At 73.2% G+C, this 21,182-nt stretch carries 19 protein-coding genes and 2 pseudogenes; 12 read left to right on the top strand and 9 right to left on the bottom strand.

Annotated elements, in window-relative coordinates; genetic code table 11:
- Positions 1-10: 10 nt before the first annotated feature.
- From ACFZBB_RS22190 to ACFZBB_RS22180, 3 genes and pseudogenes are all read left to right on the top strand, one after another.
- On the top strand, positions 11-946 hold the full coding sequence (locus ACFZBB_RS22190; RefSeq protein WP_391125642.1) for a PfkB family carbohydrate kinase: 936 nt from the start codon (positions 11-13) through the stop codon (positions 944-946).
- Positions 947-1,151: 205 nt separating this feature from the next.
- Positions 1,152-1,262: pseudogene (locus tag ACFZBB_RS22185) on the top strand (hypothetical protein); the annotation flags it as partial.
- A 232-nt stretch (positions 1,263-1,494) separates the two neighbouring features.
- Positions 1,495-1,743, top strand: a complete 249-nt coding sequence (locus ACFZBB_RS22180) for a TetR/AcrR family transcriptional regulator C-terminal ligand-binding domain-containing protein (protein WP_391124919.1) — start codon at positions 1,495-1,497, stop codon at positions 1,741-1,743.
- A gap of 32 nt (positions 1,744-1,775) precedes the next feature.
- Here the strand turns inward: ACFZBB_RS22180 and ACFZBB_RS22175 are convergent, their stop codons facing one another.
- The 3 genes and pseudogenes from ACFZBB_RS22175 to ACFZBB_RS22165 all read right to left on the bottom strand — a co-directional run.
- Positions 1,776-2,258: a VOC family protein gene (locus ACFZBB_RS22175; RefSeq protein ID WP_355334929.1), complete on the bottom strand. Its 483-nt coding sequence runs from the start codon at positions 2,256-2,258 to the stop codon at positions 1,776-1,778.
- A gap of 105 nt (positions 2,259-2,363) precedes the next feature.
- Complete coding sequence (gene sthA, locus ACFZBB_RS22170) at positions 2,364-3,767, bottom strand: Si-specific NAD(P)(+) transhydrogenase (protein ID WP_355334926.1); 1,404 nt, start codon at positions 3,765-3,767, stop codon at positions 2,364-2,366.
- Between the two features lie 172 nt (positions 3,768-3,939).
- Positions 3,940-4,266: pseudogene (locus tag ACFZBB_RS22165) on the bottom strand (ROK family protein); the annotation flags it as partial.
- Between ACFZBB_RS22165 and ACFZBB_RS22160 the strand changes: the two are divergent.
- The 3 genes from ACFZBB_RS22160 to ACFZBB_RS22150 all read left to right on the top strand — a co-directional run bounded on the left by ACFZBB_RS22160 (position 4,163) and on the right by ACFZBB_RS22150 (position 8,319).
- Positions 4,163-4,783: a fibronectin type III domain-containing protein gene (locus ACFZBB_RS22160; RefSeq protein ID WP_391124915.1), complete on the top strand. Its 621-nt coding sequence runs from the start codon at positions 4,163-4,165 to the stop codon at positions 4,781-4,783. The pseudogene ACFZBB_RS22165 and the gene ACFZBB_RS22160 overlap by 104 nt on opposite strands.
- 117 nt (positions 4,784-4,900) lie before the next feature.
- Positions 4,901-7,108: an alpha-galactosidase gene (locus ACFZBB_RS22155; protein WP_391124912.1), complete on the top strand. Its 2,208-nt coding sequence runs from the start codon at positions 4,901-4,903 to the stop codon at positions 7,106-7,108.
- A 200-nt stretch (positions 7,109-7,308) separates the two neighbouring features.
- Positions 7,309-8,319: an alpha/beta fold hydrolase gene (locus tag ACFZBB_RS22150; RefSeq protein WP_391124909.1), complete on the top strand. Its 1,011-nt coding sequence runs from the start codon at positions 7,309-7,311 to the stop codon at positions 8,317-8,319.
- A 91-nt stretch (positions 8,320-8,410) separates the two neighbouring features.
- Here ACFZBB_RS22150 and ACFZBB_RS22145 read toward each other — a convergent pair whose 3' ends face one another.
- Both ACFZBB_RS22145 and ACFZBB_RS22140 read right to left on the bottom strand, forming a co-directional pair.
- Positions 8,411-9,190 carry a DUF2071 domain-containing protein gene (locus ACFZBB_RS22145; protein ID WP_391124906.1) on the bottom strand — a complete coding sequence of 260 codons (780 nt, stop codon included), beginning with the start codon at positions 9,188-9,190 and terminating at the stop codon, positions 8,411-8,413.
- Positions 9,191-9,231: 41 nt separating this feature from the next.
- A complete protein-coding gene (locus tag ACFZBB_RS22140; RefSeq protein WP_391124903.1) occupies positions 9,232-9,579 on the bottom strand; it encodes a cupin domain-containing protein in 348 nt (115 codons plus the stop codon).
- A gap of 90 nt (positions 9,580-9,669) precedes the next feature.
- Between ACFZBB_RS22140 and ACFZBB_RS22135 the strand changes: the two genes are divergently transcribed.
- Together ACFZBB_RS22135 and ACFZBB_RS22130 are read left to right on the top strand one after the other, a co-directional pair.
- On the top strand, positions 9,670-10,200 hold the full coding sequence (locus tag ACFZBB_RS22135; RefSeq protein ID WP_391124900.1) for a GNAT family N-acetyltransferase: 531 nt from the start codon (positions 9,670-9,672) through the stop codon (positions 10,198-10,200).
- Positions 10,201-10,377: 177 nt separating this feature from the next.
- A complete protein-coding gene (locus ACFZBB_RS22130) occupies positions 10,378-11,577 on the top strand; it encodes a SpoIIE family protein phosphatase (RefSeq protein WP_391124896.1) in 1,200 nt (399 codons plus the stop codon).
- Here the strand turns inward: ACFZBB_RS22130 and ACFZBB_RS22125 are convergent.
- Complete coding sequence (locus ACFZBB_RS22125) at positions 11,551-12,327, bottom strand: GNAT family N-acetyltransferase (RefSeq protein WP_391124894.1); 777 nt, start codon at positions 12,325-12,327, stop codon at positions 11,551-11,553. The two genes, ACFZBB_RS22130 and ACFZBB_RS22125, sit on opposite strands and share 27 nt — an antisense overlap.
- 99 nt (positions 12,328-12,426) lie before the next feature.
- Positions 12,427-12,885 (bottom strand): deaminase, encoded by a 459-nt coding sequence (locus ACFZBB_RS22120; protein ID WP_391124891.1) that lies wholly within the window; start codon positions 12,883-12,885, stop codon positions 12,427-12,429.
- A gap of 184 nt (positions 12,886-13,069) precedes the next feature.
- Here ACFZBB_RS22120 and ACFZBB_RS22115 point away from each other — a divergent pair, with 184 nt between their 5' ends.
- Together ACFZBB_RS22115 and ACFZBB_RS22110 are read left to right on the top strand one after the other, a co-directional pair.
- On the top strand, positions 13,070-15,688 hold the full coding sequence (locus ACFZBB_RS22115) for a polysaccharide lyase family 8 super-sandwich domain-containing protein (protein WP_391124888.1): 2,619 nt from the start codon (positions 13,070-13,072) through the stop codon (positions 15,686-15,688).
- Between the two features lie 375 nt (positions 15,689-16,063).
- Entirely contained in the window at positions 16,064-16,804 is a 741-nt protein-coding gene (locus ACFZBB_RS22110) for a hypothetical protein (RefSeq protein ID WP_391125638.1), read from the top strand.
- Here the strand turns inward: ACFZBB_RS22110 and ACFZBB_RS22105 are convergent.
- The gene (locus ACFZBB_RS22105) at positions 16,767-17,897 is read right to left on the bottom strand and encodes a bile acid:sodium symporter family protein (protein WP_391124885.1); all 1,131 of its coding nucleotides are present in this window, start codon (positions 17,895-17,897) and stop codon (positions 16,767-16,769) included. The two genes, ACFZBB_RS22110 and ACFZBB_RS22105, sit on opposite strands and share 38 nt — an antisense overlap.
- Before the next feature lie 109 nt (positions 17,898-18,006).
- A complete protein-coding gene (locus ACFZBB_RS22100) occupies positions 18,007-18,852 on the bottom strand; it encodes a hypothetical protein (protein WP_391124882.1) in 846 nt (281 codons plus the stop codon).
- A gap of 102 nt (positions 18,853-18,954) precedes the next feature.
- On the opposite strand from ACFZBB_RS22100, the gene ACFZBB_RS22095 reads away from it, so the two are divergent.
- Together ACFZBB_RS22095 and ACFZBB_RS22090 are read left to right on the top strand one after the other, a co-directional pair.
- Positions 18,955-19,623, top strand: a complete 669-nt coding sequence (locus ACFZBB_RS22095) for a winged helix-turn-helix domain-containing protein (RefSeq protein WP_391124879.1) — start codon at positions 18,955-18,957, stop codon at positions 19,621-19,623.
- Entirely contained in the window at positions 19,620-21,062 is a 1,443-nt protein-coding gene (locus ACFZBB_RS22090) for an ATP-binding protein (protein ID WP_391124876.1), read from the top strand. Before ACFZBB_RS22095 ends, ACFZBB_RS22090 begins: the two co-directional genes overlap by 4 nt.
- The last annotated feature ends 120 nt before the right edge of the window (positions 21,063-21,182 follow it).

Genomic DNA, 21,182 nt, shown 5'->3' with positions numbered 1-21,182 from the left:
CGGGGAGACCATGGTCGCGATGGTGCCGGAGGCCGGTGAAACGCTCGCGGAGGCACGGCGGTTGCGGGTGGAGGTCGCCGGGGCGGAGTCGAACGCGGCGATGTATCTGGCCGACCACGGGGTGGAGGCCCGGTGGGTGTCGGCGGTCGGTGACGATCCGTTCGGGCGGCGGATCGTGGCCGAGATCGCGGCGTGCGGGGTGGACGTCGGAGGCGTCCGGACCGACTCGGGGCGGCCGACCGGGGTGATGGTGAAGAGCCCCGGCGGGCAGGGCACCCGCGTGCACTACTACCGGCGGGGGTCGGCCGCGTCCGCGCTCGGGCCGCAATCGCTGGCGGCCGAGGCCGTACGCACCGCGGGGCTGCTGCACCTGACCGGCGTCACGGCGGCGCTGTCGGACTCCTGCCGCGACCTGGTGGACGCGGCGCTGCGCGGCCCGCTGCCGGTCAGCTTCGACGTCAACCACCGGCCCGCGCTCTGGCCGGACGGCGCGGCGCCCGGTGTCCTGCGCGACTTCGCCGACCGCGCGGACATCACCTTCGTCGGCCTGGACGAGGCCCAGGCGCTGTGGGGCGCGCACATCGCCGACGCCGCCGACGTACGCGCCCTGCTGCCGGGCCCGCGCGTGCTGGTGGTCAAGGACGGCGCCCGCGCCGCGACCGCCTTCGACGGCGCGACGGCGCACACCGTGCCCGCCCGCGCCGTCGAGGTCGTGGAACCCGTCGGCGCGGGCGACGCCTTCGCCGCCGGATTCCTCACCGGGCTGCTCCGCGGCGAGCCGCCCGTCCGCGCGCTCCGCCTCGGCCATGTCACCGCGGGCGCGGCCTTGCGGGTCCCCGGCGATCACGGCCCGCTACCGGACCCCATCCGTATCGCACAACTGCTGGACGCCGCCGAGGCGCGGTGGGCCTCGGCGGCGTCCCCGGGCGGCGTCACCGATAGCTGACGGTGACCTGCTGACGCACGGACCTCTGCGGGACGGTGACGGTCACCTTCCTGGCGGCGGCGTCCCACGACCAGGCGCTCCTGGCCACCGGGGCGCCGTCCACGGTCACGGACTTCGGCGCGGTGGCGTTGGAGAAGGCCACCGTCCACCGGCGCTGCGCGACCTGCCCGGCGAAGGAGCCGGAGACCGGGGCGACCGTCAGGGTGTGGACGGCGTCCGCGCCCGCCGCCTGCGTGCCGTCGTTGTTGAAGCCGCCGACGACCTCCTGGTCGAGAAGGGCTTCGCCGGTGTCACCGTCGAGGGCATCGCGGCGCGGGCCGGGGTCGCCAAACAGACCATCTACCGCCGCTGGAACACCAAGACCGACGTCCTTCTGGACGCCTTCCTCCAGGACGCCGCCGAAGCCCTCGCCCCGGCCGACCACGGCGATCTCGGCGCCGATCTCCGCGAGCACCTGAGCCTGCTGGCCGGCTTCCTCACCGGTCCGACGCTGGCGCGGTCTTCCGGGCCCTGCAGCGGGCGCGCAGCACGACCCGGAGTTCGCGTCCGTGCTGCGCGCCCGCTATCTCGACGAGGAGCGCCGCCGCGACCGGCTCCCGCTGGAGAACGCGGTGGGCCGCGGCGAACTCCCCGCGGGTCTCGACCTGACGGCCGAGGTCGACCGGCTCGTGGGGCCGATCTACCACCGCGTCCTGGTGACCGGAAACCCGGTCGACCGGGACTTCACCGACCGTCTCGTGGAGGACTTCCTGCGCCGCCACCCCCGTGCCCGTCCCGCGTCGGACGGCACTTCCTAGCGGCGCGTCGTATGTCTTCCCGTCGGCGTCCCTCAGGCTCCGGTGCCGTCGGCGGCGGCCTTGAGCGCCGCCAGGTCGATCTTCTTCATGCCGAGCATTGCCTTCATCGCGCGCTGGCCGCGCTCCGCGTCGGGGTCGTTCAGCATCGCCACCATGCCGGTGGGGACGACCTGCCAGGACAGCCCGTACTTGTCCTTGAGCCACCCGCACGGGCCCTCGGAGCCGCCGCCCTCGGTGAGCCGGGCCCAGTAGTGGTCGACCTCGGCCTGGTCCTCACAGGTGATCAGCAGCGAGACGGCCTCGGTGAAGGGGAACTCGGGGCCGCCGTTGATCGCGATGTACGGCTGGCCGTCCAGCTCGAACGCCACGGTCAGTACGGTGCCCGCCTCGCGCGGACCGGCCTCGCCGTAGTAGGTGGTGTCGGTGATCCGCGAGTTCGGGAAGACCGAGACGTAGAACTCGGCGGCTTCCTGGCTCTCGGTGTCGAACCAGAGGTTGGGGGTGATCCGGGGCATCGCGGTCTCCTCGCGTCAGGCTGTCGTCGGCGCCCGAGCGCCGCCGTTCACCTTTATGACCGGCCGCCCGCCGAAAACTCATCGGCGACACAGCACCCGCGCGGCTCAGTCCCCCAGCCGGTCGATCTGCCGGATCTTGTTGGTGACGTCGAGCGCCGCGACCTTGTAGGACTCGGCGAGCGTCGGGTAATTGAAAACGGCGTCCACGAGGTAGTCGACGGTGCCGCCGCAGCCCATCACGGCGTGGCCGATGTGGATCAGCTCGGTGGCGCCGGTGCCGAAGCAGTGCACGCCGAGCAGCTTGCGGTCCTCCGGCGAGACCAGCAGCTTCAGCATGCCGTGCGCGTCACCGATGATCTGGCCGCGGGCCAGCTCGCGGTAGCGGGAGACACCGACCTCGAACGGCACCAGTTCGTCGGTGAGCTGGTCCTCGGTGCGGCCGATGAAGCTGACCTCGGGAATGGTGTAGATGCCGATCGGCTGGCCGTCCCGCATCGCGTGCACCGGTTCGCCGCAGGCGTGGTACGCGGCGGTCCGGCCCTGCTCCATCGAGGTCGCGGCCAGCGCGGGGAAGCCGATGACGTCACCGACGGCGTAGATGTGCGGGACCGCGGTGCGGAAGTGCTCGTCCACCGATATGCGGCCGCGCTTGTCGGCTTGGAGACCGGCCTTGTCGAGGTCCAGCTCGTCGGTCAGCCCCTGCCGCCCCGCCGAGTACATCACCGCGTCCGCGGCGATCTTCTTGCCGCTCTCCAGCACGGTCAGGGTGCCGCGCTCGTGCCGCGAGACCGCCGCGACCGTCTCGCCGAAGCGGAAGGTGACCGCGAGATCCCGCAGGTGGTACTTGAGCGCCTCGACGATCTCGGCGTCGCAGAAGTCCAGCATTCCCTCGCGCTGCTCCACCACGGTGATCTTGCTGCCGAGGGCGGCGAACATCGACGCGTACTCCATGCCGATGACCCCGGCGCCGACGATCACCATGGACCGCGGCACCCGCTCCATGCTGAGGACGCTGTCGGAGTCCAGCACCGTACGGTCGTCGAACTCGACGCTCGCCGGGCGCGCGGGCCGGGTGCCGGTGGCGATCACGATGTGCTCGGCCGTCACCAGCCGGTCCTGGCCGACCGCGTCGCGCACCGCGACGGTGTGCTGGTCGACGAAGCGCCCGGTGCCGGAGAGCAGCGCGACCTGGTTCCTGGAGAGCTGACTGCGGATCACATCGACCTCGCGGCCGACCACATGCTGCGTCCTCGCGGTCAGGTCCGCGACGGTGATGTCCTCCTTGAGCCGGTAGCTCTGGCCGTACAGATCCCGCTGGTTGAGGCCGGTGAGGTAGAGCACCGCCTCCCGCAGCGTCTTGGACGGGATCGTGCCGGTGTGGATCGACACCCCGCCCAGCGAGTCCGCGCGGTCCACCACCGCCGCCCGCCGTCCGAGCTTGGCCGCCGCGATGGCCGCCTTCTGACCACCAGGACCTGAACCGATCACCAACACGTCGAAGTCGGGCACACCAGCGAGTGTGACAGTCGGCGGGCCGCCTCGGAAGACTTTGCCGAACAGGGCCGCCCGCGGCCGTAGTGGCGCTACCGCCGGTCCGCTACGTGACCGGCCGCCCCGCCCGCTGCCCGATCCCTTCCCCGAACCGCTGCTCGCCCGGTTCCCCGGCCCGTAACCCGACCGGCTACTTGACCGGCGCGAACAGGTGCTGCGCCGCCACGGCCGCGCCGCCGCGCGCCCACTCCTCGAACGGCAGCGGGCGCAGCAGCAGATCGCACTCGGCGGCGGCGCCGAACGCCTGGGCGGCGAAGGTCTCGCGGATCTGGTCGGCGAACAGGTCGTAGGTCGCCACGCCCTCGCCGGAGATGATGATCCGCTCGGGGCCGATGAGGTTGGCGACCGAGGCGATGGTGAGGCCGAGCGCGTGCCCGGCGCGGGAGAACACGGCGCGGACCGGCTCGTCCCCGGCGTGCGCCAGCCGTACGGCTTCGGTCATCGTCAGCTCCGGATCGACCGGCCGCACCTCCGCCACCGTCACCGGCCTCACTCCCGCCACCGGCTACACCTTCACCGTCACCGCCCACGACGCCAAGGGACGCCACTCCGCGCCCGGCAAACAGGTTCCGGTCACCACCCCCGCCCCCGGCGGACGCGTCACCTACGAAGCGGAAGCCCCCGCCAACACCCTCACCGGCAACGCGAGCATCACCGACTGCCCCGCCTGCTCCGGCGGAAAGGAAATCGGCAACCTCGGCGGGGACAGTTCGGTCGCCATCAACCACGTGACAGCGCCGAAGGACGGCACTTACCTGCTCACGCTCGGCTACGCGGACGGGTCCTCCGGCCGCACCGCCGTGGTCACCGCCGGCGGCTCGTCGTTCCAGCTCCCGCTGCCCGGCGGCAACGACAACAACTGGGGCGTGGCGCGGTCCGTGACCGTTCCGGTCCACCTGAAGGCGGGCGACCACACCGTCACCTTCGGCAACCCGGCCGACTACGCCTCGGACGTCGACCGCGTCACCGTCTGACCCCGGTCGCCGTCCCGCGGTGAGGTGCGGCAGCCGCCACGGCTGCCGCACCCCACCGGCAGCGCCCTTGTGCCCGATGACGATGATGGTCACCGGACCTGCGGAAAGGACTCATTCATGACCACCATCCCCGCGCGGATCGTGACCCTGCGCGCGGCAGGCGCCGCCCTCGTCGTGGAACTCGGCGAGCCGGTGCCCAGAGTCCTGCACTGGGGCGCCGACCTCGGCGATCTCTCGGACGCGGACCTCGTCGCGCTGAGCCTGACCGCCGAGGGCGCGGTGCTCAACAACTCCCTCGACGTCCCGCGCCGGTTCACCGTCTGGCCCACCGAGGCAGACGGCTGGTCCGGCAGCCCCGCCCAGCAGGGCCACCGGGCGGGCACCGCGACCACCCCGCGGCCGTCCCTGACCGGTGCCGAGCAGCGCGAAGTGCCCGGCGGCGGCGGTGAGTTGGTGATCCACCTGCGGGACGAGGTCAGCGACCTGGCCGTCACCGTCACCTACCGCCTGGAGCCGTCGGGCGTGCTCGGGGTGCACGCCGAGCTGACCGCGGGGCAGTCGGCGGACTCCGGCACGGACCCGGCGCCGTACGACCTGTCCGCGCTCGGCCTGCTGCTGCCGCTGCCCGAACGCGCCGGTGAGGTACTGGACTTCACCGGCAAGTGGAGCAGGGAACGCTCCCCGCAGCGCCGCCCGCTGCACTACGGCTCTTACGTCCGCGAGGTCCGGCGCGGCAAGCCCGGCGTCGACTCGCCCTACCTGCTGACCGTCGGCGTGCCCGGCTTCGGCTTCCGGGACGGCGAGGTGTGGGGCCTGCACGTCGGGTGGAGCGGCGACCAGCGGTATCTCGTCGAGCGGCTGCCGGAAGGCGCGGGCAGCGACCACGCCGTGGTGCTCGGCGGCGGCGAACTGCTGCGCGCGGGCGAGGTGCGGCTGGCACCGGGGGAGTCGTACACCTCCCCGGTCTGCTGGTTCGCCTGGTCCGACGCTGGCCTCGACGGGCTCGCCGACCGCTTCCACACCCTGCTGCGCGCCCGCCCCACCCACCCGGCCACCCCGCGCCCGCTGATCCTCAACAGCTGGGAGGCGGTCTACTTCGACCACGACCTGGACCGGCTGCTGCGGCTGGTCGACCGGGCCGCCGAGGTCGGCGTCGAACGCTTCGTCCTGGACGACGGCTGGTTCAAGGGGCGCCGCGACGACACCGCGGGCCTCGGCGACTGGACGGTGGACGCGACCGTCTGGCCCGACGGCCTGACCCCGCTGGCCGACCACGTCCGCTCCCTCGGCATGGAATTCGGCCTGTGGGTCGAGCCGGAGATGGTCAACCTCGACTCCGACCTCGCCCGCGAGCACCCGGGCTGGATCCTCGGCCCCTCCGCGGGTCTCGGACCCAGCTCACGGCACCAGTACACGCTCGACCTCGCCAACGAGGACGCCTGGCAGTATCTGCTCACCTCGCTCGACACCCTCGTCGGCCGGTACGGGATCGGCTACCTGAAGTGGGACCACAACCGCGAGCTGCACGAGGCGGTCGAGCGCGGCCCCGGCGGCGTCGACCGGCCCGGCAGCCGCGCCCAGGTCCTCGCGCTGTACCGGCTGATCGACGCGCTCAAGGCCCGCCACCCGGGTCTGGAGATCGAGAGCTGCGCCAGCGGCGGCGGCCGGATCGACCTCGGCATCCTCGCCCGTACCGACCGGGTGTGGGCCTCGGACTGCAACGACCCGGTGGAACGGCAGACCATCCAGCGCTGGACCGGCCAGCTGCTGCCGCCGGAACTCTTCGGCGCGCACGTCGGCCCCACGCCCAGCCACACCACGAGCCGTCCCGGCACCGACACCTTCCGGATGGCCACCGCCCTGTTCGGCCACGCGGGCATCGAACAGGACCTCAGCCGCTGCGCCCCCGAGGAACTGGCCCGGCTCACCCGCTGGTCCGCGCTCTACCGGGAGCAGCGCCCGCTGCTGCACTCGGGACGGGTGGTCCGCGCCGACCTCGCGGGCGGCGCCGTCCTGCTGCACGGCGTCGTCGCCGCCGACGGCTCGGCCGCGCTGTACGCGTGGGCCCGGATCGCCACCTCGCCCGAGGGCCAGTCGGGACGCGTCCGGCTGCCGGGCCTCGACCCCGCCACCGCCTACCAGGTCCGCGTCCGCACCGAGATCGGCCTGCCCTCCTTCCACCAGACGACCGCACCGCCGTGGCTGGCCCGCGCCATCGAGGGCTGGCTGCCGCTGCCCGGCGCGGTCCTGGCCACGGCGGGAATCCCCATGCCGACGCTCGACCCGGAGCACGCGATGCTCATCGAGGTGCGCACGGCGCCTTGACCCGGCTGACCGGCCGGCCGACGGGCGTTCGGACCGGGGGAGCCCATTGGGGGAGGCATTCGTACCCCAGGTGTACGAATGTCGAATCCACCGGCGCAGGCGGCACGGCGAACCGCCCTCGAACGGGTCACGGACCCGCACGGAGGCGGTTCGCCCTGTTAGGCAGGAGTCGATGCCCGCCATCGAACCCAGGAGTCCCCTTGTCCTTCGCCACCGCCGCCCGCGAGGAGCCGACCGCGTGCCTGCCCGGCCCGGTGCCCGCCCAGAGCGACGGCGCCACGGCGCGGCCATTCGCCCGGATCAGTGAGTGGCTTCTGGAGTACGAGGGCTTCCGGTACACCTGCCGGATCAGGCACCACCAACGGCCGGTCGACGCCCCCCTGCTGATCCTCGGCGGCTCCTCCCAGGACCGGCACTCGTGGATGCGGCACGAGCAGCGGATCGGCACCGCGGCCGACGTGATCACCGTCGACCTGCCGGGCTACGGCGCCGCCGACTTCCTCCCGGCGTTCTACGGCATCGACTTCCTGGCCGCCGTCGTCCGGCATCTGCTGGACGAGCTGGTGGTGCCCGCCGTCAACCTCGTCGCGGCCTGCTTCGGCGGCGCCGTCGGCCTGCGCTTCGCCCAGCACTACCCCGCGCGGGTCGAGCGGCTGTTCTTCGTCGGCATGACGACCCGGATCCCGCCGGACTACGCGGCGGCCATGGAACGCTGGGACGGCATGATCGACCGCGGCGAGACCGACCGGATCGCCCGCGAGCTCACCGACCGCTTCATGTCCCCGCCCGGCACCGGCCGGGTACGCAAGCACGCGGCCGTCGCCCGCCTGGTGTACGGCGGTCTGATCGGTCAGGACGCCGAGCAGTTGCGGAAGTCCGCCGAGCACAACAAGCGGCTGATGCGGCACGAGTGGTACCGGCCCGAGCCCGTCCCCGCGGTGCCCAGCCTGGTCGTCACCGGCGAGTACGACACGCTGTGCACCCCGGAGATGGGCCGCGAGGTCGCCGCGGTGCTGCGCGCCGCCACCTTCCTGACCATCGACGAGACCGACCACCTCGCGCCGGTCGAGCGGATCGCGGACTTCGCCGACCTCGTCACCCGCTTCTGCGCCGACCACGCGCTGGACGGCCTGCCGTACTGCAGCGCCCCCGAGACGGCCGCGGCCGGCACGCTCCGGGAACCGGCCGTGGCCTGGCGCGGCCGACCGTAAAGGCCGGCGGGAATGAGCGACCGTAAAGCCCGGCGGTGATGACCGGTTGTGATGACCGGTGACGAGAGTCCGTGAGGGCAGGGGATCCGCGCTACGGGGTCGGGATGCCCGCGGGCTTGTTCGGCAGGCCGAAGCGGACCGGGACCCCGGGGGAGTACAGCACGCTGACCGGGTCCCCCAGCGGCCGGGCGAGACCGGCCGCCGTCACCACGTCCTCGTCCAGGGACAGCAGCTCGGCGTGGTGCAGCGGCCAGCGCGGATGGGCGTTGGGCAGATACACCGGCCGCCCGAAGAAGGCGTTGTGCATGCCCCAGCGGGCGGTGAGGAAGTGTTCGAGTTCCGTGGGCTCCGCGACCGGCTCGCCGATCCGTACGCTCAGCGAGGCCCGCGCGCCGCGCGGCCCCGGCCAGCGGCGGGAACTGGTGTACGTGATGGTGTCGGCGTCCCGGCGCACCGACATCCGCGACCACAGATAGGGCAGCCGGAAGACACCCCGGCCCACGACGACAGGTATCAGCCGGGACGCGTCCAGCGACCGGAACACCACACCGCGCCGCCCCCGCTCGTCCACCGAGTACAGCCGCACATTCGTCTCGGGGAAGGTGCCCAGGTACGGCACACCGGGCAGCCGGAACCAGCCGACCCGGTGCATGCGGAAGGCGACCAGACCCACGTACGTGACGCCGTGCAGGGTGTCGGGCCGTACGCCCGGCGGCAGCAGCGGCGCCACCGGCTCCGGCTCCACCGGCCAGTGCACGAAGGCCAGGTCCAGCCACCACTGCGTCATCAGCGGCTCGGCCGCGGCGCCGGGCGGCGCCTCGGCCACGATCGGCTCCGCGTCGGCGGGGATGGTGGACACACCGTCCAGCATGCCACCGTCGCGCCATCCGCCCGGCTCCCGGGGACGGCCGGTCAGCTCGGGCGGTAGCGGATCTCCAGCATCAGACAGCCGGGGCCCGTGCGGTACGGGCCGTGCGGCATGCCGGGAGGGCGGGACGCGAAGTGTCCGCTGGTGAAGGTCTTCCCCAGGGTCAGATCCTCCAGTTCGCCCTCCAGGAGATAGACCTCCTCGTAGTAGGCGTGCCTGATCACCCCGGCGGCGGACGTGTCGAGCCCTGGCTCCCAGCGTGCGAGCCGGGTCAGCTCCGCGCCGTCGGCGGCCGGGTCGGCGGACAGCACGCGCTCGCTGACGCCCGGCGAGCCTTCCGCCGGGGCCCACGGGATGTCCGCGGCGGCGAGGAATTCGTGTTCGTCCTTCACGGGGGAGACCTCTTTCAGCACGGGTACGGGGGGCGGGCGCCGGCCTCGAATTCGGTTGACCGACGCATCCGGCCGGTATAGCAATGCCGGGTGATAGAAGGCGAGAAAATCCAGCTCAGGGCCAGATTCGAGAGCGATGTGCCGGTGCTCCACGCCGAGTTGCAGGACGACGTGGTGGGTAGGTCCCGCTCCGACTCCCGCCCCTGGCGCCCCATATCGCCGGACACGGCGGACTCACCGTACGCGGTGAACGGCCTTCCCCCGGAGGTGGTCGTCTTCTCCGTGGTGGAGACCCGGACGCGGGAGCTGGCGGGCGCGGCCTCGATGTGGGGGATCGACACCCACAACCGGCTCGCCCACCTCGGGATCGGTCTGCGCCCCGCCTACCGCGGTCGCGGCCTCGGCACCGACGTCGTGCGCGCGCTGTGCCACTACGGCTTCGTCGTGCGCGGTCTGCACCGGATCCAGCTCGAAACCCTCGCCGACAACACCGGGATGATCACCGCCGCCACGCGCGCCGGATTCCGCGTCGAGGGAACGCTGCGGCGGGCGGCCTGGGCGTACGGCTCCTTCCTCGACGAGGTGGTGCTCGGGCTGCTCGCCGACGAGTGGACCCCGTAGGGCGGACTCATCGCATCCGGCGGCCGGACGTACATACGTACGGTCGGTCGGTCGGGGGAGACCCCGCGGACTGGCCACGCGGCGCGGTTCACGTGCCGTCGCGTACGCGGCAGGAAGCGGCCGACCCGCCTGACCGGGAAGACGTAGCGTCTGATATGCCCCGTTATGCTCGATGGTGTGAAGACGATCCGATCCCGCTGGCGCTCCTGGTGGCCGGACGTCCGATGGGATCCCGTCCTCCTGACCCCGCTCCTGCTGACCGTGGTGATCATGGTCGTGGCGTTGGCCACTCCGACCGACTTCGCGATCAGCCGCCTGCTGCCCGCCGCTCCCGCGCTCGCCGCCTCCATGTGGCCGGTGCGCCCGACCGTCGCGCTGGGCGTGGTGGCGACCGCCGTGGTGGTCGCTGACTCGCTCATCATCGACTCCCCGAACATGCTGTTCACGGCCGGGGCGATCGTCGTGGTCACCGCCGCGGCCGGATACGCGGCGCACAGCCGCCTGCACCGCGAGCTGACCCTCACCCAGGTCAGATCGGTGGCCGACACCGCACAGGCGGTCGTCCTGCGGCCGGTGCCGCCCCGTGTCGGGAACGTGGACGTCGAGACGCTGTACGTGGCCGCCGCCGCGGAGGCCCGGATCGGCGGCGACTTCTACGCGGCGGCCGACACCCCGCACGGCGTACGCCTGCTCATCGGCGACGTCCGCGGCAAAGGGCTGAACGCGGCGGGCGCGGCCGGGGCGATCGCCAACAGTTTCCGCGACGCCGCCCACGACGAACCCGACCTCGCGGCGGTCGCGCGCAGGCTGGACAGCAGCGTGGTCCGCTACAGCGCGTCGATCCCCGGCGGCGACGCGCCCGAGCGCTTCGCCACCGCCCTGTTCGTCGAGATCCCGGCAGACGGCGGCCCCGCCGTCCTCCTCAACTGTGGCCACCCGCCGCCGCTGCTGCTGCGCGGCGACCAGGCCACGTCCCTCGACCCGAGCGCCCCGTCACCGCCCCTGAACATGGCCGTGCTGATCGGATCCGACTACCGCATGGACACCGTCCCGCTGGTCCGCGACGACCGGCTGCTGCTCTACACCGACGGCGTCATCGAGACCCGCGACGACACGGGCGCATTCTTCTCGCTGCGCCGATGGGTGAACGGCAGACCGCCTGTGGAACCCAGGGAACTGCTCGACCAGCTCCGCGCCGAGCTGCTGCGCTTCAGCGACGGACAGCTCGACGACGACATCGCCGCCGTGCTCGTACGCTCCCGCGCGGGCGCACCCGGTTCGGGCGGCTCGGGCAGCGCACCCGGCTCGTCCGGCTCAGGCGGTTCACCCGGCTCAGGCGGCTCGTGCGGTTCACGCGGCGCGGGTGAAGACGTGTGAGCGGCCGATCGGGGTGAAGCCCCGCCGCGCGTACCAGGTGCGCGGCCAGTCGTCCGCGTCCGCGATCAGGAACAGCAGCGGGCACCCGGCCGCCAGGTGCACGGCGGTGGCGAGATTGACGTCCGCGTAGCCACGCCGCTGGTGCGTGGTCGCGGTGACGACCTCCTCGATCTGCGCGATGCCCTCCGCCGGGTCGAGGTAGAGGTCGGTCCACGCGCCGACCGCCCCCTGCTCGTCCCTGACCGCCAGGAAACGCACCTGCTCCGCGCCCCGCAGCCGGGCGGCGCGGCGGTCGGTGAGCTGGCGCAGCACCTCGTCGTCGGCCTTCGGCAGCCACTGCCGCGTCTGGCGCAGCACAGCGGACCGCAGGGCCCGCGGCGTGACGGTCTCGGCGGCCGGGTCCGGCGCGGGCGCGGGACCCGAGTGCCGCATCACCAGTTCCGTCTCGTGCTCGTAACCGGCCGCGAGCAGCGTCGGCGCGCACAGCACGCCGAACTCGTCGTCCAGCACCGAGATCCGGCGGTGCGGCAGATGGCCGAGTACGGCGTCGGCGAACGCGGGCAGGTCGTCCACCGCCACCGGTCCCTCCACGACGAGCTGATTGTGCTCGTGGGAGGCGGCGTACGCGCTGTTGAGGACCGCCGCGCCGCCGGGGAACTCGACGACGCGCCGGGCCTGCCGCCGCTGGAAGGCGGCGCGGAAGGACGCGATGCGGTGCAGATCGACGGCGGAGACCTCGACGGCGGGCATACCGCCCAGTCTAGGAACACCTGGTCACGGCGCCGCAAGCGCATTTCCCGCCGCAGGCGCGCCGTACCGCTGCCTCGGGGAGGCGCGACCGGTCGGCCGTCACTCCCCGATGTCCTCGTACCAGAGCTCGGGCCGCGCCGCGATGAAGTCCCGCATGAGCGCGACGCAGTCGGGGTCGTCCAGCAGCGTGATCCGTACGCCGTGCTCCGCGAGCCAGTCGTGGCCGCCGGAGAAGGTGCGCGCCTCGCCGATCACCACATGGCCGATGCCGAACTGCCGGATCAGCCCCGAGCAGTACCAGCACGGGGACAGCGTCGTCACCATCGTCGTGCGCCCGTATCCGCGCAGTCGTCCGGCGGCCCGGAAGGCCGAGGTCTCGCCGTGCGCCGACGGGTCGCCGTCCTGCACCCGGCGGTTGTGCCCGCGGCCCAGCAGGTGACCGTCCTGGCCGAAGAGGGCCGCGCCGATCGGGATGCCGCCCTCCGCGAGCCCGGCACGGGCCTCCTGCAGGGCCGTGGCCAGCATCGTTGTCGGGTCCGGGGCCGCCGCGTCAGTCATGTGCCCACTGTGGCCGCGGGGGAGCGCCGCCGCAATGCCGTCGGCGGCGGACGGCCCGAGGTGCGGAACCGGTCCCTCCCCCCGTGGCCCGGCGCGGACGCCGTGCAAGGGTAGTGACAGGCGTGGCCCGCGTTGCTTCAATGCAGCAAGCGCTTTCCGTCCCCGTTTCCCTGGAGCCGCCGCCGTGCCGATATCCCGTCGTGTCCTGCTGTCCTCGGTCCCGGCGGCGAGCCTGACGGCCCTGGTCGCACCCTTGCGCGCGCGAGCCGCGGACGGCCCCGCCCCGGCGGGCGGCGCGCACAGCGCGAGCGCGGACCAGGCGGCGCTCATCGCCAACACGGTGGCGGTCTTCGCCGGTACCGCCGAGTCCAACGCCCGCCCCGAGGTCTCCGCGAAGCTCACCGCGATCGAGTCGACCGCCCGCGCCAGGCTGGCCGCGCTGGGCACGGCAGGAGCGAATCAGCTCTTCGGCGGCCTGACGCTCGGCACCAGCGACACCAACCTGACGACGTCGTTCCAGTACCTGTACGAGACGGCGCTCGCGACCCGCGTACCCGGCGCGCCCGGCGGTCCGGGCTCCGGGCTGCGCGACGACGTGGCCGTGCAGCGGCGCGTCATCGACGGCCTGGCTTTCCTCTACGACGGCTATTACGGCGACCAGGCGAAGGGCTATTACGGCAACTGGTTCAACTGGGAGATCGGCATCTCCACCCACGTCACCAAGACGCTGCTGCTCCTCCAGGACGCCCTCGCCGCCTACCGCCCCGACCTCACGGCCGCGTTCGTGGCCGCCATGGACGCCTATCTGCGCAACGGCAAGGACGGCGACGTCGACCTCGACTCGCGCTTCCACACCGGCGCCAACCTCGCCGACATCACCACCAACCGCATCCTGCAAGGCGCGGTCCTCGGCGACGACGCCCGCACGTCCAAGGCCGTCGCCGACCAGTTGACGGTCTTCGCCACGATCGACCCGTACGGTCTACGGCACGGCGTCACCGACGGCTTCTACGCGGACGGCTCCTTCATCCAGCACGCCTCCGTCGCCTACACCGGCTCGTACGGCACCGGGCTGCTGAGCCGCGTCGTGCAGACCGTCCGGATGCTCGACGGCACCAGCCATGTGCAGGGCGACGACCTGATCGGCGTCGTGCAGGGCTGGATCGCCGAGGGCTTCGCCCCGCTGATCTTCGAGGGGTGGATGACCGAGATCGTCAAGGGCCGCGCGATCTCCAGGACCACCACCGGATACGCGGACGTCGCCACCGTCGTCGAGGCCGTCACCGGCATCTGCGCCTACGCCACCGCGAACGACGCGGCGGCGCTGGCCGGCTACGTCCGCTACGTACGGCAGACCTCGCGGGCCGCCCTCGACCCGGTCACCTTCGTCTCCCCGACGACCGTCGTCCGCTACGCCGACATCCTCGCCGACACCTCGGCGCCGGCCGGTGACCTCGTCCCGGCCGCGCACCACGCGGCCCTCAACTCCATGGACAGGACCGTCCACCGCCGCCCCGGCTACGCCTTCGCTCTGGCCCGCAGTTCGGCCAGGATCAGCAAGTACGAGTACATGAGCGGCGAGAATCTGCTGCCGTGGTTCCAGGGCGACGGCGCCCACTACCTCTATCTCACCGGCCAGGACCAGACCCGCGCCTACGGCATCGACTACCTCACCGCCGTGTCGCCCTACGGCCTCGCGGGCGTCACCGCCCCCGTCGAGGCCCGGCGCAGTGTGCCCGAGCTGTACGGCACCGCTTGGTACGACAACCCGGACCAGGGCTTCACCGCCTCCTCCGAGTCGCAGAACACCTACGTCTACTTCCCGCGCGCCACCAACGCCCTCTCCGGCGGCGCCACCCTCGGCGCGTACGGGACGGCCGCCTTCGTGCAGTCCGACGACGCCGCCTATGCGGCAGAGCGGGCCGGGCTCCTGCCGGACGACTTCGTCGTCTACCGCAACGCGGACGCCACGAAGTCCTGGTTCATGCTCGACGACGAGATCGTCGTCCTCGCCGCCGGAGTCGGCGACGGCGCGGGCCGCGCGGTGACCACGACGCTCGACACCCGGATCGCCGACCCGGCGGGCCCGGTCGCCGTCACCGGGCGGCTGCGTGACGGCGCCGCGTGGTCCGGCACCGGCACCGCGCCGCTGGCCTGGCTGCGCTACGCCGACGCGGGCCAGGGCACGGCTGTGGGGTACGTCTTCCTCGACGGCTTCGAGGACCGGCGACAACCGGACCGGGGACACGGGCGGCCCGGACCGCGCACCACCGTCGCGCTGGACACCGTCGCCCGCAGCCGCCGCGTCGTCCGTACCTCCAACCCCGACACCACCGTGACCAAGCAGGTCTTCGCCGTCCGCGTCGAGCAGGCCGCCGGAGCGGCGCCGGTCTCCATGGCGTACGCCCTGGTCCCGCACGCCACCGAGGCGCGCCTGCGGTCGTACGCCCGCGGCCCGCTGTCGGTGGTCGCCAACTCCACGGCGGCGCAGGCGATACGCCACCGCGACCTGGGCCTGCTCGCCGTCAACACCTTCACCGCGGGCGCGCACCACGCCGAGCGGCTCTCCGTCGAAGGGCCCGCGTCCGTCCTGCTGCGCGAGGACCGGCACGGTGTGATCTCCCTCGCCGTCGCCGACCCCACCACGGAGCGCGACCGGATCACGCTCGTCCTCCAGGGGCGTCCGCTGCGCGCGGTCACCGCCGACGACGGCGTGCGCGTCTCCCGTGTGCCCGGCGGCACCCGCGTCGAGGTGACCACCCGGCACGCGTACGGCCGCAGCTTCGTGGCCACGCTGCGCTGACCGCCTCGCCCGGCCGGTCTCCGGGAACCGCGGCGACCGCCGTGGGCGCTGTCCGTCGGGGGTCCCGGTAAGGGGTCGGCAAAGGATCGGCGCGGACCGCCCGGCTGTCCGATTCGCCCGCATGTCATTCGTCTACAGTCGTGTAGTCGTCGGCCTGTCGGGGCTCGCCGCCCTGGTCGGCGCGGGCTCGGGGCCGTGCTGTGCGGAGAGCGGAATCGGCCTGCGCGCCGGGAGAGTTGCGGTCCTGTGGAACAACCTGTGGAGCAGCGGTCCGCGCGTGCGCGGACGGTCGGAGCGGTGCCGTACGAGTCGGCGGGGGCCGGTCCGGTACGGCACCGGCGGACGGGGCGGAGCGGCCTCGCGGCCGGCGGCGCTCTGAGCAAGGTGCCGGAGGTGACCGCCTGGTTCTGGCTGACCAAAGTGCTCACCACCGGCATGGGCGAGACGACCTCGGACTTCCTGGCCCGCGCGCTCGGCCCGGTGGTCGCGGGCGGCCTCGGCCTGATCGGCCTCGTGGCGCTGCTGGTCGCCCAGTTCCGCGCGCCGCGCTACTCGCCGTGGATCTACTGGTCGGCGATCGTCATGGTCAGCGTCTTCGGCACCATGGCCGCCGACGTCGTGCACGTGGTGGCCGGAGTACCGTACGCGGTCTCCACGGTGGCCTTCTCGCTGATCCTCGCCGCCGTGCTCACCGCCTGGTACGCCAGCGAGGGAACGCTGTCCATCCACAGCGTCCGCACCCCGCGCCGCGAGGCGTTCTACTGGGCGACCGTCCTGACCACCTTCGCGCTCGGCACCGCGGCCGGCGACCTCACCGCGGGCAGCCTGCACCTGGGCTACTTCTCCTCCGGCGTCGTCTTCGCCGTCCTGATCACCGTACCGGCGCTCGCGGGCCGCTTCCTCGGGCTCAACGCGGTGGCCGCCTTCTGGTGGGCGTACATCCTCACCCGCCCGCTCGGCGCGTCCTTCGCCGACTGGATGGGCGTACCCCTCCACCGCGGCGGCCTCGGCTGGGGCACGGGACCGGTCAGCCTGGTGCTCACCGTCCTGATCGCCGCACTGGTGGGCTTCCTGGCGGTCAGTCACCGCGACGTGCCCGCGAACGCAGGCGCGTAGCGCCGGACGTGGCGCGCGGTCGCGCGCGCCGCCGCCGGGATCCGGCGGCGGCGCGGGGGCCGAGGAAGCTGTCCACGGCCCCCGCGCCGAATTTCTGGACGATGCTGTACGCCAGCACCGGCATCAACACCTGCGGATGCGCCGGGAGATGAGTCGCCGCGAGCACCGCGCTCGCGCTGCTGTTGTTCATCCCCGACGCCAGCGTGATCGCGACCGTGTCGGCCCGGTCACTGCGCATACCGCGCGCCAGACCCCAGCCGACGGCCAGCGCCGCGAGGCACGCCAGCGCCGCGACACCGACCGACGCGGCGATGAACGCCACCTGCGGGTGCCGCAGTTGACCGCCCAGCGCACCGCACGCGTTGGCGTACGTCAACAGCAGTGACGCCAGCAGGGCGGCCAGTTTCAGACCGGGAAGCGCGCGGTCCCGCCGCTCCCGCGACGTCATCCGCTGCGCCAACAGCCCGGCCAGGCACGGCGCGACGACCCCGGCCAGCGCGAAGACGCCGCTGCTCGAACCGGCCATCCGCCCCAGATCGTGGGCGTAGTGGCCGTGCGCGAAGACGGCGGCCATGGAGAGCGTCAGCGGGGTGGTCAACGGGCTGAGCAGCGTGGAGGCGAGCACGATGCCGACCACCAGCGCGTGGTTGCCGCCCGCCCGGCCGCCCCAGACCGTCGCGCCCCCGGCCACCGGCATGGCGCCGACGAGCGCGATCCCGGTCAGCAGCCCGCTGCCGCCGTCGGTGTCGGGCGAGAACCGCAACAGTCCCGCCAGCAAGGGCAGGACGAGCAGCGGCACGGCCGCGTTCACCGCTGTACCGGTCATCAGCGCCCCCGGGCGCCTGGCCAGCGCGGGCAGCCGCCGCACCGGCACCTGAAGGGCCGCCGTGAACAGCACGAACGCCAGCAGCGCCGAGGGCGGCGACAGCGCGGCGGCCGGTACGCCGGCCCCGCGCGGCACGCTCCACCGCAGGTGCCGCAGCCACAGACCGGCGGCGGGAGCGACCGTCGCGACGGCGTAGGCCAACGCCATCAGCCAGGTCAGGGACCTTTGGACGCCCGTGAGGGCGCGGGGGACGAAGGGGGCACGCACGGGCTGTCGTTCCTGTCTGCTGCGATACGGCACGGGGGACCGGGGGACGCCGGTGACCGGCGCGGGCCGCGTATCAGCGCAGACAGGACGGTGGCAGCCGCGTACGTCATCAGGCGGTTTCCGCCGCCCGCTGGTCCTGCTGGGTGTGCTCGTCCAGCGGCGTGTGCGGTGCGGGCCGCTGGTCCTTGCGGGTCCGGGTCAGATAGACGACCAGCGCCAGGATCGTGGCCAGGAACAGCGCGCTGGTGCCCACCGTGCCGAGGCCGAGACCGCCGTCCGCTCGCGGCTGCGAGAGGTAGTCGCCCAGGGACGCGCCCAGCGGCCGGGTCAGGATGTACGCCAGCCAGAACGCGAGCACGGCGTTCAGCCGCAGCCGGAAGTGCGCCAGCGCGACCACCGCGATGACCGCGCCGAAGGCGAGCGCGGAGAGCCAGTAGCCGAGGTTCATCCGCTCCGCGACCAGGTCGCCCGCCGCCGTGCCCAGGGCGAAGGTGAACAGGATCGCCAGCCAGTAGAAAGCCTCACGGCGCGGGGTGCGGATGCTGTGGATCGACAGCGTCCGCTCGACGGCGAACCAGAGCGCGAAGGTCGCCGCCAGGACGACCGCGAAGACCGCGGTCGTGGTGGTCAGCGCCACCCCGAGGTTGTCGGTCAGATTGTCCGTGACCAAGGTGCCCACCACGCTGATCAGCACCACCGCGAGCCAGTACACGCCCGGCACGTACCGCCGTACCCGGAACTGCGCCACCAGGGCCGCCACCAGCAGCACCGACATCACGTACGTCGTGTTCGTCAGGCCCATGTGGAGATTGGTGTTGAGATAGTCCGCCGCGGTCTCGCCGACCGTGGTGCACAAGACCTTGATCAGCCAGAAGTAGACGGTGACTTCCGGCACCTTGTTGAGCATCGTGCGCACCCCGGGCGCGGAGCCCGAGCGTTCCATGGTCGTTGTCATGCCGCGCAGGCTGGCACGCGGCGCCTGAACACAACCTGAGCACCGCCCCGCCTCCGGCCGCCCCGCCCTTCCCCGACGTGCCCGGTCGTCGATACTGGGCCCATGACCGCCCACTGCGTCCTGATCGTCGAGGACGACCACGGACTGCGCGACGTCCTCGCCCGCGGCCTGCGCGAAGAGGACTTCGAAGTGCTGACCGCCGCCGACGGCGCGAGCGCGCTGCGTACGGTCGGCCCGCGCGTGGACGCGGTCGTCCTCGACGTCGGCCTGCCCGACTCCGACGGGCGGGACGTCTGCCAGGCCATGCGCGCCGTCGGCATCGAGGCCGCCGTGCTCTTCCTCACCGCGCACGACGCCCTGCACGACCGGCTGTCGGGCTTCTCCTCCGGTGGCGACGACTACCTCGCCAAGCCCTTCCACCTGGCCGAGCTGACCGCCCGCCTGCACGCGGCGCTCCGCCGCGGCAACCGCGTGGCGGCCCGCGAGGTCGAGGGACTGCGCCTGGACCCCGTCACGCACGCGCTGTCCGCAGACGGCGGCGCGGCCGTACCCCTGACCCCCACCGAATTCCGCATCCTGGCCTGCCTGATGGCCGCGCCCGGCGCCGCCGTACGACGGCACAGCCTGGTACGGGCGGCGTGGCCGCACGGCGCCCAGGTCAGTGACAACACCCTCGACCAGTACGTGTCGCGGCTGCGCCGCAAGCTCCGCGAGACGGGCAGCACACGCGGCATCGACACCGTGCGCGGCATCGGATACCGGTTCGCGTGAGGCCGCCCGCCCGCCTGCGACGTCCGGGCCGGGCGGCACGCCCGAGCCGCGCCGAGCAGCCGCCGCGCGCGGGGCGTCCGCGCCGCCGGGGTCTGTCCGGCACGCTGCCCGCGACCCTGCGCGGCCGACTGGCGCTGCTCGCCCTCGTCACCACCGTGCTGTGGGTGGCGCTGCTCACTGCCGCGTTCAACGTCGCGCTGCACGAGATACTGCGCCGCCAGGCCGACGACCTGCTGCGCACCCGCGCCGCAGCCGTCGCCGCGACCGTCGACATCCGCGCCGACGGGACCATCGCCGTCCGCGAACCGGGCGACGACGGCGCGCTCGACAGCGGCATCTGGATCTACCGCGGCGGCCACGTCGTCGAACGCCCCGCCGCTCCGGAACCGCTCCAGCGCGGCGCGGACGCCCTCGCGGGCAAGGGGACCCGATTCGCCGACACCTCCACCCCGCGCTCGACCCGGCTGTACGCGATGCCGCTGAGCAGCGGGGGAGTTCAGGTCGCCACCGTCGTGGCCGCCGCGAGCCTGGAGCCGTATCTGCTCACCGCCCGTTCGGCGCTGGCCGGTTCGCTCGGCCTCGCCCTGCTGCTGGTCGGCGGCGTCTACCTGGTCACCCGCATGGTGATCGGCCGCGCCCTGCGCCCGGTCAGCACCATGAGCGACCAGGCGTCCCGCTGGAGCCGGTACGGCGCGGCGCAGCGCTTCGGCGCGCGGGAGGCCAGGCCCACAGAACTGGCCGCGCTGGCCGCCAATCTGGACCAGCTCCTCGACCGCCAGGCGGCCGTCCTGCGGCACGAACAGCAGCTCACCGCCGAGCTCTCCCACGAACTGCGCAATCCGCTGGCCCGGATCACCGCGGAGACGGACTGGCTCACCGCCCGCCCCCGCACCGCGGACCAGTCCCGCTCCTCCCACCGGGCCATCGCCGCCGCGGCCACACAGATGGCGCAGATCTGCCGGACATTGCTCAGCGAGGCCCGGCAGCCGTCCGCGGCGGCGGCGGGCCGCTGCGCCGCCCTCGACGTCGCCCGCGCGGTCGCCGACCGCAGCCGCGCCGAACACCCCGAGGCGCCCCCGGTCACGGCGTCCGGCGAGCCGGTGGACGTCGGCGTCACCCCCGAACTCCTCGAACGCGTCCTCGCCCCGCTGCTCGACAACGCCCGCCGCTACGCCGCCCGCGCGATCACCCTCGAATGCGTCCGACTCCCCGACGGCGCGCGGGTGTTCGTCGCCGACGACGGCCCCGGCGTCCCCGCCGAACACGCCGAGGCCGTTTTCGAGGCGGGCCGCCGCTTCGGCTCGGAGGCGGACGCCCACGACGGCGCCGGGCTCGGCCTCCCCCTGGCCCGCCGCCTCGCCCGCGCGGCAGGCGGCGACATCACCCTGGTCCCCGCACCGCGCGGAGCCCGCTTCCAGGTGACACTCCCACCGGGCTAGGTGTATTGCCCTGTGAGGTTGGGGACGCGGCTGACGGGTGGTTGGCCTTTGAGTGCGGTGTGTCCGCGGCGTCCCGGCGCCCGGCACGCACGTCTGCCGCGTTGTCGTCGGTCGACGACG

Source organism: Streptomyces sp. NPDC008139, assembly GCF_042957025.1.
In the GTDB taxonomy this organism is placed as follows: domain Bacteria; phylum Actinomycetota; class Actinomycetes; order Streptomycetales; family Streptomycetaceae; genus Actinacidiphila.
Note: the sequence above shows the minus strand (reverse complement) of the source record. Positions and strands in the feature narration are given on the sequence as shown.

Coding starts and splice junctions, on each gene's coding strand:
- ACFZBB_RS22190 (WP_391125642.1), top strand. CDS start 11: ATGGTCGCGATGGTGCCGGAGGCCGGTGAAACGCTCGCGGAGGCACGG.
- ACFZBB_RS22175 (WP_355334929.1), bottom strand. CDS start 2,258: ATGCCCCGGATCACCCCCAACCTCTGGTTCGACACCGAGAGCCAGGAA.
- ACFZBB_RS22160 (WP_391124915.1), top strand. CDS start 4,163: ATGGTGAGGCCGAGCGCGTGCCCGGCGCGGGAGAACACGGCGCGGACC.
- ACFZBB_RS22155 (WP_391124912.1), top strand. CDS start 4,901: ATGACCACCATCCCCGCGCGGATCGTGACCCTGCGCGCGGCAGGCGCC.
- ACFZBB_RS22145 (WP_391124906.1), bottom strand. CDS start 9,190: ATGCTGGACGGTGTGTCCACCATCCCCGCCGACGCGGAGCCGATCGTG.
- ACFZBB_RS22125 (WP_391124894.1), bottom strand. CDS start 12,327: ATGCCCGCCGTCGAGGTCTCCGCCGTCGATCTGCACCGCATCGCGTCC.
- ACFZBB_RS22120 (WP_391124891.1), bottom strand. CDS start 12,885: ATGACTGACGCGGCGGCCCCGGACCCGACAACGATGCTGGCCACGGCC.
- ACFZBB_RS22100 (WP_391124882.1), bottom strand. CDS start 18,852: ATGACAACGACCATGGAACGCTCGGGCTCCGCGCCCGGGGTGCGCACG.
- ACFZBB_RS22095 (WP_391124879.1), top strand. CDS start 18,955: ATGACCGCCCACTGCGTCCTGATCGTCGAGGACGACCACGGACTGCGC.